Here is a 16,763-nt window from a genome sequence, read left to right as displayed (position 1 = left end):
TTAATTCATTGCCGGCTCGCCAAGCAATTCAAGCGTGACGCTGACAATTTTATCTGGTGTCGGCAAATATTGATCTTCAAGCACTGGTGAAAACGGAACCGGTGTATGCGGCGCTGTAATCCGTTTAATCGGCGCATCAAGCAAATCAAAGCCCTTGTCAGCAACAAGCGCAGCAATATCCGTGGCAATGCTGCATCGCGGATTGGCTTCATCAATGATGATCAGCCGGTTTGTTTTTTCTAACGATGTGAAAATCGCATCCTCATCCAGAGGAGACAGACTGCGGGGATCAAGCACCTCGGCTTCGATGCCCCTCTCTGAAAGCTGTGCAGCCGCTTCAAGCGCGGTATTGACCTGCTTGCCGACTGCAAATAGCGTGACATCCTTGCCTTCACGTTTGATGTCCGCCTTTCCGAGGGGAATTGTATAATAATCTTCCGGCACCTCGCCCTTCATGTTGTAGGACGTTTTGTCTTCAAAGAAGAACACCGGATCATTATCTTCTATTGCTGCAAGCAGAAGACCTTTGGCATCATACGGATTGGATGGAACAACCGTCTTCAGTCCAGGGATGCTCGTGAAAAGGCCATACAGCGCTTGCGAATGCTGGGCAGCGGCCCGGAACCCTGCTCCGTATGTGGTGCGGACGGTAATCGGCACTTGCGCTTTTCCGCCAAACATATAACGGAATTTCGCCCCTTGGTTGATCACCTGATCAAAGCACGTGCCGATAAAATCGTTAAACATCAGCTCGGCAATTGGTCTCAAACCGGTTGATGCCGCAGCCATAGCCGCACCCATATAGCCCGCCTCAGAAATCGGAGTGTCCAGCACTCTTGTACGCCCGAATTCCTGTACGAGTCCCTTTGTGACCCCTAATACACCGCCCCATGCTTCATCATCCTGCAAATGATCGACCGCCGCTCCCCCGGCGACATCCTCACCGATCAAAAGCACATTTTCGTCTTTTCTCATCGCAAGCTTCATTGCTTCATTGATCGCGTCTGACATGCTTATGACTCTCGCCATCTCTTACATTCCTCCTTTTTCATATGACACGTACACATCTGTCAGCAGCTCCGAATCTTTTGGATATGGACTGTCTTCGCTGAACGAAACGGCTTTTTCAATCGATTCGCTGACACGCTGTTCAATGTCTGACAGCTTATTAGCATCTGTTTCTTTTAAAAGGTAGTTTTTAAAACCTTGAATGGCATCTTTTTCTTCAAGGTGCTCAACTCTTTCATCCTTCGTTTTATAGGTTTGGGCATCTCCTTCGAAATGGCCGTAGTTTCTGTAGGTCATACATTCAATCAAAGACGGGCCGCCGCCGTTTCTTGCTCTTTCTATCGCTTCCTCGGCTGCCTGGTAAACTGCTAAAATATCTTTGCCGTCAACTGTAACCCCCGGCATGTTATAAGCAGCCGCCCGATCGGCGATTGAATCACAGGCTGATGCGTACTCAAATGGGGTAGCTTCGCCATAGCCGTTGTTTTCAGCAACAAACACGACAGGAAGGTTCCATACAGCCGCTAAATTCAGCCCTTCGTGGAAGGTGCCTTGGTTATTTGCCCCGTCCCCGAAAAAGCAAACGCTTACATTTTTAGTCTGTTTATATTTAGCCGTGAGCGCCGATCCGCATGCGAGCGTAAAGCCGCCCCCGACGATTCCATTTGCGCCTAACATGCCTTTATCAAGATCCGCAATGTGCATAGAACCGCCCTTGCCTTTGCACAATCCGGTCGCTTTTCCGAAAATTTCCGCCATCATGCCGTCCAAATCACAGCCTTTGGCGATACAATGTCCATGTCCCCTGTGGGTGCTTGTAATGCTGTCGCCATCATGTAAATGAGCGCACACCCCTACAGCCACAGCTTCCTCACCGGCATATAAATGAACGAATCCGGGAAGCACTCCCTGGGCGAACAGTTCATGCACTTTGTCTTCAAAGCCCCTGATCTCCAGCATCTTTTGGTACATCCACAGCGCTTTTTCCTCAGTTAATGACAAGCCTTCTCGTTTTAACAATTCCATTTTGTGCGCCTCCTTCTATTTAGGGTTCACCATTATAAATGCAAGAAGTGTGCCAGTCTTTTGAGCCCGTAAAACCAGTCTTCTCGTCTTCACTTTGGAGACAGTTTGAGACGTGTGTCTCGTTTTGTCTCAAACTGATTCATTTGTCTCGTTTTACAGCATGCAAAAAAAGACCGGATATCACCCGGCCTTTGACAATGATCGACGTATTTATTTCCTTGGAAATCTTTTTAACTTCCTAGTTCCTCTGCATCGTTTGACTGAATAGCTGCTTTTGAAAGAAAATCAATTGAATATTTGACATATCCAATACCGCCGTTCCCGTCCTTCTGCATACAGTCTATCGTGCCGTTTGAGTATGTATATCCCTTTTCATTAAGCGTTTTTCTGACCGTTTCCGCCATCTTTGCGGCATCTGTTTTTGATAACCCGCTGGCACACAAGTTTTTTCATGTTCCCACTCTTTTCCACATATGTACGTGCTACAGTTCATGCTTTTCTTCTACAGCCCGGTTCAGCGCTTGGAGCATGTAGCCTATGCCTTTGTATGATGATAGCGGCCAGCTGATATGCTGGTGCTCTCCGATGACGGCGTTTAGAACGCTTCGATATTTTTTTCCGCCAAGCATGACTAGCTCTTCGATATCAGAAAAGCCTTTTTCGTGAAATTGGCGGCGCAGCTCGTCCGCTGTCATGATTTCCGGATGACCGGTGCCAAAAGTGACATCGTAATTTCCCGAAACGAGATCATCAGGGCGAAGAAAGCCATGCTTCGCCGACAAAATCACCCACTCATCGAAAAATGCTTTCGCATACCGCTCGCACGCCTGATGAAACGGGCTGAGATAAGCGTACTCTGCTCTTACCGGCCCGGCATCAGGCTGGACGTCCCAGAATTTTTTCTTGCCGCAGGGGATGATGCATAGCCGTTTCATTTTTCTCTCCCCCTTTATAAGATATCTCTACTAAATATACCATTATTTTCTGACAATAAATTAGAGAAAAGACAGGCTGAGTAAAAGCTGCGTACAAAAAAGACCCGGAAATCGGAATTGTTTATTTTACCGAAAATCCAGGTTTATTTTAGTCAAGAATGGTGTAAAAATCCCTTTATTTTGTTAGCCTTTTTTGAATCAAGCACTGCTGTTACTCTATCCCATCAAGATACTTTCTCTCAAAGTCGTCGAGCAATGCACGCACTTCATCTGTTGACTTTGTGTTCATGCATTGATTTCTTAATTCACTTGCCCCTCGGAACCCGCGGAGATAAATTTTGAAAAAGCGAGGAAGAGGCTTGTACGGACGGGCTTCTAATGCTGAATATTTATCATGAAGATCCAGATGCAGCCTTAAGAGATCAAGCAATTCCTTGCTGTTATGCTCTTTCGGCTCCTTTTCAAAGGCAAATGGATTTGTAAAAATACCACGCCCAATCATAATTCCATCAACACCGTATTGTTCAGCAAGTTTTAAGCCAGTTTGGCGGTCAGGGATATCACCATTGATCGTCAAAAGTGTATCTGGTGCCACCTCATCACGAAGTTTCTTAATCTCTGGGATGAGCTCCCAATGCGCATCTACTTTGCTCATTTCTGCTCTTGTACGCAGATGAATAGAAAGATTGGCAATATCCTGTTTCAAAATGTGTGTCAGCCACTCGCGCCATTCGTCTACATCCGTGAAACCAAGTCTTGTTTTTACGCTTACGGGCAATCCCCCTGCTTTTGCAGCTTGTATTAATTCTGCTGCAACTTCCGGCCGGCGGATAAGACCGCTTCCCTTACCGTTCTGTGTCACATTAGGCACAGGACAGCCCATATTGATATCTAGCCCTTTAAATCCTAACTCTGCCATGCCAATACTCATTTTACGAAAGTTTTCAGGCTTATCTCCCCATATATGGGCCACCATTGGCTGTTCATCCTCTGTAAAAGTCAAACGGCCGCGCACGCTATCTTTCCCATCCGGGTGGCAATAGCTCTCTGAGTTTGTGAACTCTGTAAAAAACACATCCGGTCTGCCTGCTTCACTTACTACATGCCGGAAAACAACATCTGTCACATCTTCCATTGGTGCCAGTACAAAAAATGGCCGTGGTAGTTCACGCCAGAAATTTTCTGTCATAACAAAAATCAAATCCTTTCATTAGGGGGTACGGCTATACCTGTATCTCCAATATTAAAAAACTGACCATGCTTTCTTTTTACACTTATCGCATGCGAAAGCATTTCTTATCAATCTATAGTAAATTTTGAACATTTCACGTGGGATGATTATCTACACCATATATTGTGGTTAACACTGGCGCTGACCTTCGTCTTTCTCAGTGGCCTTACTTTTGAACTTTTTGGATAAAAAGAATTCCAACCTAAATAGAATATCATATGAGTTCTCCATATTACCAACGCAAAATAATTGCCCTGTTATTGAAGATAAGATATTTAACACTACACCATATCCGTATCTCTATATCATATTTGCGGAAAAACTAATTTCAAGAGATAAACTTTGATTAAGCAAATTGAGTTGGGGGTGGTATAACTGAGTACTCGAGAGAATGAAAAAAACTACTTAAGCTGCTACCACTTGTGAATCACATGGAGTACAGAGGATGAGAAGAGAAAATAAACCCTTATTTAAAAGAATTCAAGAACTTCAATCTGAATCATTTGGGATTTGCTCATGATTTAGAAAATAACCAACGCAGCAAGTGGCAACCTACTATATATTTGTATAGGGTTATAATTCGGTAATCCTGATCCAGAACCAATAAAATAGACTGCTGACTAAGTGTCGCAGTCTTCACTCATAAGATAATTAAGAAAGCGTTCATTTTCTTTCATCATTAATAAGTCATCAGAAGTTATTGCTTTAATTTCGAATATCCTTTGTTATACCTGTAATTATTTGTATAATAGTGAAAACTCCCAAGAAAACAGTAATAATATTAAACCATGGATTATCATAGAATGAAAGATATGTTTGATAGAAATCCAGTTCAACTATGTTTGCTGGGAACCCATTCATTTCTCTATAATTAGGACCCCATCCCGTTAATTCTACAAAATTAAAATAAAGCTGAGATACTAAAAATGCCAAAAATGTTTGAAACCAACTTCTTTTATATAACGGTCGTTTTTTATATACTTTATCCATTTAGTTATCCATTTCCTTCTCTGCAATACTTTTTAGCCAAGTGTCAATCTAAAATTTATATTATGAAGCATGATTGTCGCAAGGATATAACCATTGTAGGTATTACTGTAATAGTTGTTATCGTCTCGGCACTATTATTTATTTGTTGTAGTGCTCATACGTTATTCATTTTAAAATGGGGTTGGCCATCATTTTCACCTCTTTCGTTTATTACAATGTTTCAACTTTTTAAATCGAATGACTCTTGAAATGATATACGCCATACCTTTCCTTATATTCCTATAATCAATATTTCACACGTCATAACTGCAAGTCAATATATAATTTTACAAATTATGAAAAAATATCTATGATTTTACATCATTCTACTCATGTATTTTAATCATACTGGAAGGAAATTTTTCCGGTTAAATAACGCTGTTTTTCACCCGCTTTTCAACACGTTTTTTCAACTCTTTTCGCTAGTTAAAATAAAGATCTCCGCGAATAGAAGGAAGATAAAATTGGGAAAAGACAGTCAGGACAAGGGCTGCACATGAAAAAGACCCGGAAATCGGAATTGTTTATTTTACCGAAATCCAGGTCTGATTAGGTATTTCTTATTTTAGTTAGACGATTTCAATACAAGTCTCGCCACTGCTTCAACATGCGCCGTCTGCGGAAACATATCGACAGGCTGAATATAGTCCACGCGATAGTCCTTCGACAGCGTCTGCAAATCCTTCGCAAGCGTGGATGGATTGCAGGAAACGTAGACGAAGCGTTTCGGTTTGACTTTTTTGATCGTGTCCAGGAACGTGCTGTCACAGCCCGTTCTTGGCGGGTCTACGATGACGACGTCCGGGCGGAAGCCTTCTTTCGTCCATTTCGGGAGCCAGTGCTCGGCTGTTCCTGTTACGTATGTGGCATTTGCCATGCCGTGTTTTTTGGCGTTTTTCTTGGCATCGTCAATTGATTCCTTGATGACGTCCATGCCGCGGACTTCCTTCGCTCCGTCCGCCACCCACATGCCGATCGTGCCGACGCCGCAATACGCATCAACGACTTTTTCTTTTCCGGTCAGCTGCGCCGCTTTTTTCACTTCATCATACAGCTTGACGGTCTGTTCCGGATTGAGCTGGAAGAAAGCGCGGGCGCTCAATTCAAAAGATACGTCGCCGAGCACTTCTTGAATTACTGTTTTTCCGGCGAGCTGTTTTGTTTTCTCACCAAAAATCACTGAAGTTTTCGCCCCGTTTACATTCTGAATAATGGATGTGACCTCTGGCAATCGCTTTTGAATCGCTTTGACGATTTCTTCCTTGTGCGGAAGCGTTTCTTTTGCGGTTACAAGCACGACCTGCACTTCACCTGTTTCAAAGCCGACTCTCGTCACGATCGTGCGAACGTCGCCTTTTCGTTTTCTTTCATTATAAACAGACACATCGAAGTCCTCTAATATGCGGCGGACGATGCCTGTTGTTTTGTTCGTTGCCGGATGCTGAACGATACAGTCTTTAATCGGCACGATGTCATGAGAATCAAGGCCGTATAAGCCGGCGATGATGCTGCCGCTTTGCGAGCGCCCGATCTGGAATTGGCTTTTATTGCGGTAATTCCATGGGTTGTCCATGCCAATCGTTTCTTTGATTTCCATGTTTTCAACTTTAAACTTCGTATGGCGTTCAAGAGACTGAATGACGATATCGCGTTTTTCCCGAAGCTGCTGGCTGTATGCAAGGTGCTGAAGCTGACAGCCGCCGCATTGTTCATAAACAGGGCAAGGCGGTGCCACTCGGTGCTCAGATGCCTTGCGGATTTTCTTAATGCGGCCCTCCGAAAACTTCGGCTGGACCTTTGTGGCCTGCACAACAACTTCTTCGCCAGGAAGCGCGCCGGGCACGAAGACGACTTTTTTCTTAAAATAGCCGACACCTTCTCCGTTAATGCCGAGACGCTTAATCGTCAGCGGAAAGGTTTGTCCGACCTTCAGTTCGACGGGCGCCTGTTTCTTTTGTTGGTTCACGTTGTTCTCTCCGTTTCTATATGAAGCTTTCTGCAGAAGGCAGAAAGTGAAATGGTTTTTTCACATCTTTCTAGTATAACACGTTTGCAGGATTTCCTTCATTGTCAGACGAATTATTCTATACTCCTCCACAAATACAAAGACGCATAGCTTAAATAAGGCTCCCACTCCTTGCTCATCGCCAGCATGACATCCTTTGCCGGCTTATCGTTCAGCTGAAAATGGCGTTTGATGGCATTCTGGAGGCCGATATCGGCAAGCGGGAATAAATTGGGACGGCCAAGTCCGAACATGAGGACGTTTTGCACGGTCCACGGGCCGATACCCCTGATTTTGATCAGTTTCTTCATAATGTCTTCATCCGCCATATGCGGCAGCTCTGACAAGCTGAGTGTGCCTTCTGCGATCATCCTTGATGTATCAATGGTGTATTCCGCTTTTCTCATGCTGAATTGCAGATCACGCAGATCCTGATAATCGAGTTCCGCAATCGTTTCCGGCTTTGGATAGCACCACACGCCATCCTTCTGCTCGCCAAACGCATGAACAAATCGTTCTGTTAGCGTGTAAGCGAAGGATAGATTAAGCTGCTGGTGGATAATGCATTTCATCATGCAGTTGTACACGCTATAGTCCAGAACAAGCGGCGTCCCGGCATGCTCTTCAAAAATGGCGGACAGGCTCGTTTTTGAAAAGTGATCCAGAACGTGCTGCAAATGATTTTCCCATTGAAAAATCCGCTTGATTTCCTTCATCATTTCTCCCTGATCCGTTTCCCCGCTGACGAGGAACTCAGGCTCGCCCGCATGGCCTAACGCCTGTACCTTTACAATACATACAGTCCCCGCTTGATTTCTGATTGGCACACGGACTTCCCTCGCCTCTCGATCAACAGCATTGAGGGGGTCTAAAGACAGCCTGTCCAGCACGCGGTCAAAATGATACGGAGGCGTGACAGATACTTTTTCCTTCCACATGAGATCCACCCTTTTTTCCGTTTTTGTTCAGTATAACATGCCGCTGGAATTAGGCAGAGAGTACCGTATACTTTTCTCATAAAGACCGCATGATATAATGGCAGGTGGAGGGTTGTTTATGATCAACATTACCGCAATCACAACAGAGCATCAGCTGCTGAAAAATATACCGATCGAACGAGTGGAACAGCCTGATATTGCATGGTACTGGGTTGATTTTTACGGCCCGGAGGATACGGAAACGGCGTTATTGAGAGATTTTTTTCATTTTCACCCGCTTGCCATTGAGGATTGCTTCCAGCATATGCAGCGGCCCAAGCTTGACCATTATGACGGCTATCGTTTTTACGTGATTCATGCGCTGAATAAGGAAACACTTGAGATGGAGGAAGTCGATATCTTTCAAGGCGAAAAATTTGTCGTCACCTTTCATTTACACGAAACGCCCGGTATCGCTAAAGTCCGGGAGCGTTTGTATGCTTCACCGGACATATTGAAAAAAGGGCCCGGGCATATTTCTTATATGATCATGGATCAGCTTGTTGATGAATATTTTCCTCTCGTGTATAAAATTGAAGACCGGCTGAATGAAATTGAAGAAAGCCGTCCCCACAAAACGTATGGGACGCTGATGAACGAGGTGTTTGATCTCAGAACAGACCTATTGCATTTGAGACGGACAATTATCCCGATGCGTGATTTGCTCTACCGGATTTTAAGCCTTGACCATGTGAAAGAGCAGCGGGAAACGAAAGCCTATTTCAGCGACATATATGATCATTTGTTAAAGTTGTCTGAAATTGTGGAATCCAACCGTGACATGACGTCCGACTTGCGTGACAGCTACGTGACGCTAAACTCAAACCGGATGAATGCGATTATGATGACACTGACGATCGTATCAACCATTTTCATCCCGCTCACCTTTATTGCCGGTGTATACGGTATGAACTTCGACTTTATGCCGGAGCTGCATTGGAAATACGGATATTTCGCTGTACTTGGCCTGATGGCCGCGCTTGTGATTGGAATGCTGATTTGGTTTGTACATAAAGGATGGTTCAATATTTTTAAATGAGGACAGCGAGCAGCTGTTCTTTTTTGTTGTAAGCCGATCGCTATGCATATTCTGTTCATATTGTTTATAATGGAAAAAATATTCAGGGAGTGATCAGATTGAAAATTGCTGTCATCGGACTCGGCAATATGGGACAGCCCATTGCCCGAAATGTTCTTCAAGCAGGCTACGAATTGACTGTCTATAACCGGACGAAGCAAAAGACGGAAGACCTTGTCACAGAAGGCGCACAGGCAGCTGACACGCCGCGGCTGGCGGCAAAGTCCGCTGATATTGTCATCACAATGCTTGCAGATGATGATTCTGTCAGCGCCGTGACATTCGGAGAAGACGGGCTGCTTGAAGGATTAGCAGAGAACGGCATTCACATCTCGATGAGCACAATCAGTGTTGAGTTTTCAGAAAAGCTCGCAGCAGCTCATGCAGAGAAAGGACATTTTTTTCTCGCCGCTCCTGTTCTTGGCAGACCGGATGCCGCAGCCAAAGCCGCGCTCCGTATCATAACAGCCGGACCGGCAGAAGCAAAGCAAGCTGCCAAGCCTCTGCTCGACAGCCTGAGCCAGCAGGTATTTGATGTCGGCGAAGAAAGCAAGACGGCAAATGCAGCCAAAATCAGCATCAATTTCTTGCTTGTGTCCATGCTGGAGGCGTTATCTGAATCCTTTTTAATGATGGAGAAATACGGCTTAGAACAAAAACAATTTTTAGAAATCGCCAGCGCGCTCTTTGGTTCTCCAGTCTATCAAAATTACGGAACCATTATGGCCGAGCAGAAATTTGAGCCGGCCGGCTTCAAAATGTCTTTAGGGCTGAAGGATACCAACCTGGCACTCGCCGCCGCAAAACGGGTTTCTGCTAATCTTCCTCTTGCCGAGCTGGCCAAGAGCCATTTTGAAAGCGGGATTGAGAAAGGCTTCGGGGATCTGGACTGGGCCGCACTGATTAAATGTATAAAATAAAGAAAAGCCTCTCCGTTGGGACTGACCCCCGTTTTTGAGACAGGGATCAAAACACCTTTTAAACAGCCAATTGCCGATAGTTTATCGGTGATTGGTTGTTTAGTTTCGTTTGAATACGAATATTGTTATAATAATGAATGTATTCTGTGACAGTGCGTTCTACGATGGCGGTCGTAGTACGATCAATGCTGTTCAGATAGAACGTTTCAGACTTTAATGAGGAATGAAACGATTCGATGGTGGCATTATCAGCGGGCGTCCCTTTGCGGGACATGCTCATGGTAATGCCTTTTGTTTTAACAGCTTTCTGATACTCGTAAGATGTATACACAGATCCTTGGTCACTATATAACACGCAGTTCTCGGGAAGTGTTGGCAGCTGATCAAGTGTATTTAGAACAAAATCTGTGTCCTGTTTATCTCCAATCGTAAAAGCAATCACTTCTCCATTGTATAAATCCAATATACTGGAAAGGTACAATTGTTTCTGTCCATAAGGCAAATAAGTGATGTCCGTTACTAGTTTTTCAAGAGGGCGATCAGACTGAAAGTTCCGATCCAATATATTATCGACTACGGCATATGGCTGCCCATTCTTCTTACGCTTTTTCACCTTAACTCGGCACTGCCACTGATTTTCCTGCATAATACGTTGAACCGTTTTATGGTTGATACACATTCCCTTTTTTAATATGGCTGTGATTTTCCGATATCCATATCGATACTTGTGCTCTCGGCACAACGTGCCGATTTGTTTTTCCAAATGGCGCTTGGGATGATCTTTCGTCAGATTCTTCTTCCAACGATAATAAGACGCACGTGAGATACCTAAATGAACACAGATATCCTGCACGGTCATTGTGCTGTGCAATACTTCTACAAGTTCGACTGACGTTTCGCTATCAACTTCCTTTCCAATTCGTTGTACTTTTTTAAAACTTCATTCTGTTGTCTCAGATAACGATTCTCTGCCTGCAGTTTCTCTAATTCGGAAGAATACTCCGGACCTTTTCCGTAAGTGTATTGCTTTCCAACAGGCTGTTCGAATCGATGTGTATCCCCAGCCTTATGCCATCTAACCCATGTCTGAACCTGTGTCTTATTCTTAATATTCAATTTCTGCATGATCTCTTTCATAGGCACGCCTGCCAATCTCATTTCTACAGCCTTCTGTTTAACTTCAACCGGATAACTCACTCTTGTCCCCATAGAAAAAACACCTCCAAGTCTAATTTCGGATAACAATCATCCGTTTTCAAACTTGAAGGTGTTTTTATTTGTCTCATCTTATGGGGTCAGTCCCGTTTAAGGAGAGGTTTTTCTTTTTTACAAAGACGGCAGCCTCATTTCTTTCTCAAACATCAGATCATCAATGCTTTTAAATGTGTAGCCCTGTTTTTTCAGATCTGTAATCGCGTCATCCAGCGCTTCAGCATTGTCCCTCGATACGGTGTGAAGCAGGTAAATGGCTCCCGGGTGCGCCTGTTTGATCATATGATCGTAGGCATATTTCTTTCCCTTTTGGTTGTTGATTTTCCAATCAACAAAAGCGACCGACCAGAAAACGGTTTGATAGCCGAGGCGTTTCGTTTCTTTCAGTACATACTCACTGAACACGCCGCGCGGCGGACGCAAGTACAGATTGTCCTGCTTTCCCGTAATTTTATAAACCTCTTCGTTGACTGAATCAAGTTCATCCTGAATCTGATCAGCTGTTTTTGTCGTTAAATCCGGATGGTGAAAGGAATGGTTGCCGATAATATGGCCCTCATCTGACATTCGTTTGATCAGCTGAGGCTGGTCCTTTACGAAATGCCCGGTGACAAAAAACGTTCCTGTTACGCGATGTTTTTTTAAGACATCAAGCACTTTTGGCGTATAGCCATTTTCATATCCGTTATCAAACGTTAAGTAAATCGTTTTTTCCTTTGTATTCCCTAAATAAAACGCGTCATATTTTTCAATTAAACTGTTCAGCTGCTTCCCGGCATCTGGCGGCTGATGATTGACACTTCGTTTAAAGCCCCAATTAATCGGCTCATTCGGCACCGCTTCCGCCTGTGCTGCACCTCCGGCAAGCAATACGGCGGCGCAGCATATTGAACACATCCACTTCATGGCCAGCGCTCCTTCTGCATTTTTTCTTATTTTACAGATAGAGACTTTGTTTTATACTGTTGCTTTATGCCAATAAAAAAACCGCGGCGGGCGCGCGGTTTTATTCCCAATCTTTTTTAAAACGTTCGTATTTGGCTTCCAGGTCATCAAGCATGCTGATAAGCCTGTCTATATCTTCAACGTCGGTTGCTTCAGGGTCTAATGAATCGATGACGTTCATAAACATGTCAAGTCTGTTCTTTAAATAATCAATCTGCTGATCTTTATTGTTTACGGCGTTCCCCATTCTGTTCCTCCATTCATTTTTTATTATGGTAGCTCATTTTTTGCCGTTTTTCAATCGCCGCGCTACTTGCGATCTTGGCAAATCAGGTCTAAAATTAACTGTTGGCAGCGTTAGTATGCCCATTTATAAAGGAGTTAGATAGTCATGACACAAAACACGAAGCTGCGTCCGATTACGCCCGAGTTTGACCCTTGGGAAGCCTATATGGATGTTGACCAATACGGAGACATGCAGCTGACAAACGTTGAATTCACAACGACGACACTGTGCAATATGAGATGCGAGCATTGTGCTGTAGGCTATACATTGCAGCCTAAAGACCCGAATGCTCTGCCAATAGATCTTCTGTTAAAACGGCTGGAGGAAATCCCGCGCCTCAGATCCATCAGCATCACAGGCGGAGAGCCGATGCTTTCGTTGAAATCAGTAAAAGAATATGTTGTTCCTTTATTGAAATATGCCCATGAACGGGGTGTGCGGACACAAATTAATTCAAATCTGACCCTCGACATCGAGCGGTACGAATGGATCATTCCGTATCTCGATGTGCTACATATTTCTCATAACTGGGGTACAGTTGAAGATTTTGCTGAAATCGGCTTTGCCATGATGGACAGAAAACCGACCTTCGAACAGCGCGCGCGCTATTTTGAAAAAATGATCGAAAACAGCCGCACGCTCGTGGATGCCGGAGTAATGGTATCTGCGGAAACGATGCTGAACAAACGAACACTTCCGCATATTGAGCATATTCACCGCCAAATCACAGAAGATATGAAATGTCAGCGTCACGAGGTCCACCCAATGTATCCAAGCGATTTCGCAAGCGCTCTTGAATCCCTCAGCCTCAAAGAGATGAGACAGGCCATTCACCGCTTGCTGGATATTCGTGATGAAAATACGTGGATGCTGTTCGGAACGCTGCCGTTTTATGCCTGCAGTCCGGACGAAGACGACCAAAAGCTGCTTCGCCGGCTTCGCGCGGCGAAAAACGTCACAGTGCGAAATGACCCTGACGGCCGGTCCCGCCTGAATGTGAACATTTTCGACGGAAACATTATCGTGACCGATTTCGGTGATACCCCGCCGCTTGGCAACATTCAGACGGACAGCCTCCCTTCCGTCTATGAAAAGTGGAGAGAGACCAAGCTTGCGAAAGAACTAAGTTGCCACTGCCCGAATGTCCGGTGCCTCGGACCGAATGTTCTTGTTAAAAACAGTTATTATCAGGATACAGACTTCACAAAACGTCAAGCCAGGAGTTAGATGCGGATGAAAGAAACACTTACGGAGATTTTTCAAAATAAAATCGTCGATATTCTCCTCGTTGCCGTTATCCTTTGGATCGGTGTCTTTATCATCAACCGGCTGGTACAGCTATTTTTTAAACGGACGGATTTTATTGAAGAAAAAAAGGAAAAAACGATTGAAAGCCTTGTCCGTTCTGTCACCCAGTATACGGCGACAATTGGTTTTATCTTTTACGTTATTTCTTTATTTGTGCATGATTTCGGCAAGATATTGGCCGGGGCGGGCGTAGCAGGTATCGTGATCGGTTTTGGCGCCCAATCGCTGATCAAAGATGTGCTGGCTGGTGTGTTCTTAATATATGAACGCCAGCTGCACAAAGGCGATTATGTCACCGTCAACAACTTGTTCAACGGGACAGTGGAGGAAATCGGCCTCCGCTCGCTGCAAATCCGGGAATGGAGCGGGAAGCTGCTCACCATCAGCAACGGCGAGGTCAGACAAATAGAGAACTATAATATTGATTTTATGCGGATTACCGAATCCTTTCTTATCAGCTTTAAAGAAGATCCGGACCGCGTGTACAGCGTGTTGGAAGAGGCATGTGACATGCTGAATGAAGAGCTTCGTGATTCATTGAAGCGGGATGAATTCGGCAATCCGACAGAACCGTTTCAAATCCACGGCATCACCGCATTGAATAAAATCAATCGCGGCGTCGAATTTACGGTTAAAGGCATGGTGAAAGATGATGATTATTTCAGTGCCAGCCTTGCAGTAAGACGGGTTCTCGTTCGCCAGCTCTACCAAAACAATGTGCAAATGCTTGAGGAAGCGGTCCGAATTGAGAGAACCCAATAAAGAAAAAAACTGATTCCGAGTTGGAATCAGTTTTTTATTTATCTTGGCAGTGAGGAAAGCTGAAAGCCAAACGTGACATGATCTTGAACCGGAATCCACGCGCCGATTCCCTGTGACGTGACATTTTTCACGACGAGTTTTCGTTTATTCCCTTTCAGCACTAAGTACACTTCTCCATAAGTCACTTTTCCTTTTTCATTCACAGCCGGTGCATATGCATGTAGATAACCGATTTTTTTAGGAGCGACTTTATAAATCTGATCCCGTTTTGTGCCAGCCCCAATGACCGTCTCAAATGCAAGCGGAAGGTTCGTTTTCTTCATTGCTTTTTGCATCATCATGCTTTTGACATCTTCCGCATTTGGAACTTTAGCTGTCAGGCCGCCCTTCACTCTGTACTGCTGTTCCTGGGCATAATGCATTTCAGCCGTTTCTTTCCCGCCGCGGTTATCCGCACGGTTTGTATTGATTTTTTTATATTCCCAGTTTGCGACTGTTTCATTTGATTCATAGCCGAGCGCCCATTTCCCGAGAAATATTGTCGCCCGGTACCCTACTGCAAGCGGTGTGCCGGATATGTTGGATTCATTCAGCATTTTGATGAGGTGCGGATTTTCAATCTTCACCTCAGAATGATCGAGCAATTCCTTTGCCAGCTTGCTCGGCTGAAGCATTGGCTGATCCTGTGAAGCATTCGGATACGTGTTTTCCTTTGAAATGCTTGCGACAGAATTAGGAACCTTAAACTGCTTTTTCGCGTGGATGGGCTGAACGCCGAAAAAACTAAAGAATAACAACACGATAAGTGTGGAATGAAATAGCTTTTTCATCATATCACTCTTTCTATGGCATTTTCCCTTAGTCTTTTCATCCCGCTTTGTTGTTATCCATCATTTTTTCAGGTTAAAGAAGGAAAAAGCCGATCGCCATAATGACATATGCAGCAAGCAGTGTCGCCCCTTCAAACCAGTTGGAATCCCCGTCATTCGAAATCGCGATCATCAAGAGAACCGCTGATACCATCGCGACAAGCTCAGGCAATGTAAATACAAGCGGCATGCTTGTCGGAAAAAAGATAGAACAGATAACGAGAACCGGTGCGACAAACATAGCGATCTGCAGCGTAGAGCCGACTGCAATTTCAACCGCAATGTCCATTTTATTTTTGAAGGCCATAATAATCGCTGACGCGTGCTCCGCCGCATTTCCTACAATCGCCACGATGATGACCCCGATAAACAGCTCGCTCCACCCGAACTGTTCAGCCACCGAGTGAAAGGTATGGACCAGGTTTTCGGATATGTATGCAACAACAATTGTTGCCGCAAACAAGACAATCGTCGCAACCTTCCCTGACCATTCCGGCTCTTCCTCTTCTTCAGTCTGAGCGGCATTATTCGGCTGATAAACGCCCCGATGCGTGACAAGTTTAAAGTACAGCGCCGCCACATATAACAGAATCATAATGATGCTGATGCCGATGCTTAAATTGAGCTTGCTGGCGTTTCCCATACCAACAGAGAATACCTCCGGAATCACAAAGGCGACAATGATGGCAAAAATCAGAAGCCCGGAATTATGGCGGGCATCATGGATATTAAATTCCTGCCGCTTATATTTTAAACCGCCGACAAAAAACGATAGTCCCGCTACCAGCAACAGGTTCCCCAGCACTGAACCGGTTAAAGAGGCAAGCACGATTCCTGTCAGGCCTTCTTTTAATGCAAAAAGGGAAATAATCAGCTCCACCGCATTCCCGAAGGTGGCATTCAACAAACCGCCGATACGCGGTCCTGCAATGATGGACAGTGATTCTGTCGCCCTCCCCATATAGCTTGCAAGCGCGATAATCGTCACACAATAAACGGCAAATAGAACCGCGGAAGGCCAATGCATCAAACTGCCAATCACAGAAAGCGGAACACCGGCCGCCACTAAAATAAAAAAGATACGATTCATGGTGAAATAGCTCCTTTTTTATGACTTGTTTTATTTTTATTCTTCACAAAAACCTTCATGATTACACGAGGGCAAATGTATA

General features: G+C 44.6%; 16 protein-coding genes and 1 pseudogene. 4 read left to right on the top strand and 13 right to left on the bottom strand.

The window, feature by feature from the left end:
* The 8 genes and pseudogenes from acoB to NYE49_RS04350 form a co-directional block, all read right to left on the bottom strand.
* The gene (gene acoB / locus NYE49_RS04385) at positions 1 to 1,029 is read right to left on the bottom strand and encodes an acetoin:2,6-dichlorophenolindophenol oxidoreductase subunit beta (protein ID WP_124048459.1); all 1,029 of its coding nucleotides are present in this window, start codon (positions 1,027 to 1,029) and stop codon (positions 1 to 3) included.
* 3 nt (positions 1,030 to 1,032) lie between these two features.
* The gene (gene acoA / locus NYE49_RS04380) at positions 1,033 to 2,034 is read right to left on the bottom strand and encodes an acetoin:2,6-dichlorophenolindophenol oxidoreductase subunit alpha (protein ID WP_015383114.1); all 1,002 of its coding nucleotides are present in this window, start codon (positions 2,032 to 2,034) and stop codon (positions 1,033 to 1,035) included.
* Positions 2,035 to 2,264: 230 nt separating this feature from the next.
* Positions 2,265 to 2,471, bottom strand: a pseudogene (locus NYE49_RS04375) (hypothetical protein); the annotation flags it as partial.
* 45 nt (positions 2,472 to 2,516) lie between these two features.
* The gene (locus tag NYE49_RS04370) at positions 2,517 to 2,969 is read right to left on the bottom strand and encodes a DUF6884 domain-containing protein (protein WP_047182287.1); all 453 of its coding nucleotides are present in this window, start codon (positions 2,967 to 2,969) and stop codon (positions 2,517 to 2,519) included.
* A gap of 211 nt (positions 2,970 to 3,180) precedes the next feature.
* Positions 3,181 to 4,158 carry a tRNA-dihydrouridine synthase gene (locus NYE49_RS04365; RefSeq protein WP_047183545.1) on the bottom strand — a complete coding sequence of 326 codons (978 nt, stop codon included), beginning with the start codon at positions 4,156 to 4,158 and terminating at the stop codon, positions 3,181 to 3,183.
* Between the two features lie 747 nt (positions 4,159 to 4,905).
* Positions 4,906 to 5,190, bottom strand: a complete 285-nt coding sequence (locus NYE49_RS04360; RefSeq protein ID WP_047182286.1) for a YfzA family protein — start codon at positions 5,188 to 5,190, stop codon at positions 4,906 to 4,908.
* A gap of 604 nt (positions 5,191 to 5,794) precedes the next feature.
* The gene (gene rlmD, locus NYE49_RS04355; RefSeq protein ID WP_015383110.1) at positions 5,795 to 7,195 is read right to left on the bottom strand and encodes a 23S rRNA (uracil(1939)-C(5))-methyltransferase RlmD; all 1,401 of its coding nucleotides are present in this window, start codon (positions 7,193 to 7,195) and stop codon (positions 5,795 to 5,797) included.
* A gap of 113 nt (positions 7,196 to 7,308) precedes the next feature.
* Positions 7,309 to 8,172 (bottom strand): DNA-3-methyladenine glycosylase, encoded by an 864-nt coding sequence (locus NYE49_RS04350; protein WP_047182285.1) that lies wholly within the window; start codon positions 8,170 to 8,172, stop codon positions 7,309 to 7,311.
* Positions 8,173 to 8,290: 118 nt separating this feature from the next.
* Between NYE49_RS04350 and corA the strand changes: the two genes are divergently transcribed.
* Positions 8,291 to 9,250, top strand: coding sequence for a magnesium/cobalt transporter CorA (gene corA / locus NYE49_RS04345; protein WP_029317480.1), 960 nt, complete (start codon positions 8,291 to 8,293; stop codon positions 9,248 to 9,250).
* 98 nt (positions 9,251 to 9,348) lie between these two features.
* Complete coding sequence (locus NYE49_RS04340) at positions 9,349 to 10,209, top strand: NAD(P)-dependent oxidoreductase (protein ID WP_047182284.1); 861 nt, start codon at positions 9,349 to 9,351, stop codon at positions 10,207 to 10,209.
* 58 nt (positions 10,210 to 10,267) lie between these two features.
* On the opposite strand, the gene NYE49_RS04335 is transcribed toward NYE49_RS04340, so the two are convergent.
* From NYE49_RS04335 to NYE49_RS04325, 3 genes are all read right to left on the bottom strand, one after another.
* A protein-coding gene (locus NYE49_RS04335; protein WP_342410955.1) for an IS3 family transposase occupies positions 10,268 to 11,418 on the bottom strand; the annotation gives its coding sequence in 2 pieces (ribosomal slippage) (positions 10,268 to 11,145 and positions 11,145 to 11,418; 1,152 coding nt in all).
* Positions 11,419 to 11,535: 117 nt separating this feature from the next.
* Positions 11,536 to 12,327, bottom strand: coding sequence for a delta-lactam-biosynthetic de-N-acetylase (gene pdaA / locus NYE49_RS04330; RefSeq protein ID WP_003244439.1), 792 nt, complete (start codon positions 12,325 to 12,327; stop codon positions 11,536 to 11,538).
* A gap of 100 nt (positions 12,328 to 12,427) precedes the next feature.
* The gene (locus tag NYE49_RS04325; RefSeq protein WP_003223132.1) at positions 12,428 to 12,613 is read right to left on the bottom strand and encodes an SE1561 family protein; all 186 of its coding nucleotides are present in this window, start codon (positions 12,611 to 12,613) and stop codon (positions 12,428 to 12,430) included.
* 144 nt (positions 12,614 to 12,757) lie between these two features.
* Between NYE49_RS04325 and yfkAB the strand changes: the two genes are divergently transcribed.
* Entirely contained in the window at positions 12,758 to 13,879 is a 1,122-nt protein-coding gene (yfkAB, locus tag NYE49_RS04320; RefSeq protein ID WP_047182283.1) for a radical SAM/CxCxxxxC motif protein YfkAB, read from the top strand.
* Positions 13,880 to 14,722: a mechanosensitive ion channel protein MscC gene (mscC, locus tag NYE49_RS04315; RefSeq protein WP_010886444.1), complete on the top strand. Its 843-nt coding sequence runs from the start codon at positions 13,880 to 13,882 to the stop codon at positions 14,720 to 14,722.
* A 38-nt stretch (positions 14,723 to 14,760) separates the two neighbouring features.
* Here mscC and NYE49_RS04310 read toward each other — a convergent pair whose 3' ends face one another.
* Positions 14,761 to 15,555 (bottom strand): YfkD famly protein, encoded by a 795-nt coding sequence (locus NYE49_RS04310; protein WP_003233657.1) that lies wholly within the window; start codon positions 15,553 to 15,555, stop codon positions 14,761 to 14,763.
* Positions 15,556 to 15,625: 70 nt separating this feature from the next.
* A complete protein-coding gene (gene cax / locus NYE49_RS04305; RefSeq protein ID WP_003242902.1) occupies positions 15,626 to 16,681 on the bottom strand; it encodes a calcium/proton exchanger in 1,056 nt (351 codons plus the stop codon).
* Positions 16,682 to 16,763 lie beyond the last annotated feature (82 nt).

The organism is Bacillus sp. FSL L8-0358 (assembly GCF_038593095.1).
GTDB lineage: Bacteria > Bacillota > Bacilli > Bacillales > Bacillaceae > Bacillus > Bacillus subtilis.
Note: the sequence above shows the minus strand (reverse complement) of the source record. Positions and strands in the feature narration are given on the sequence as shown.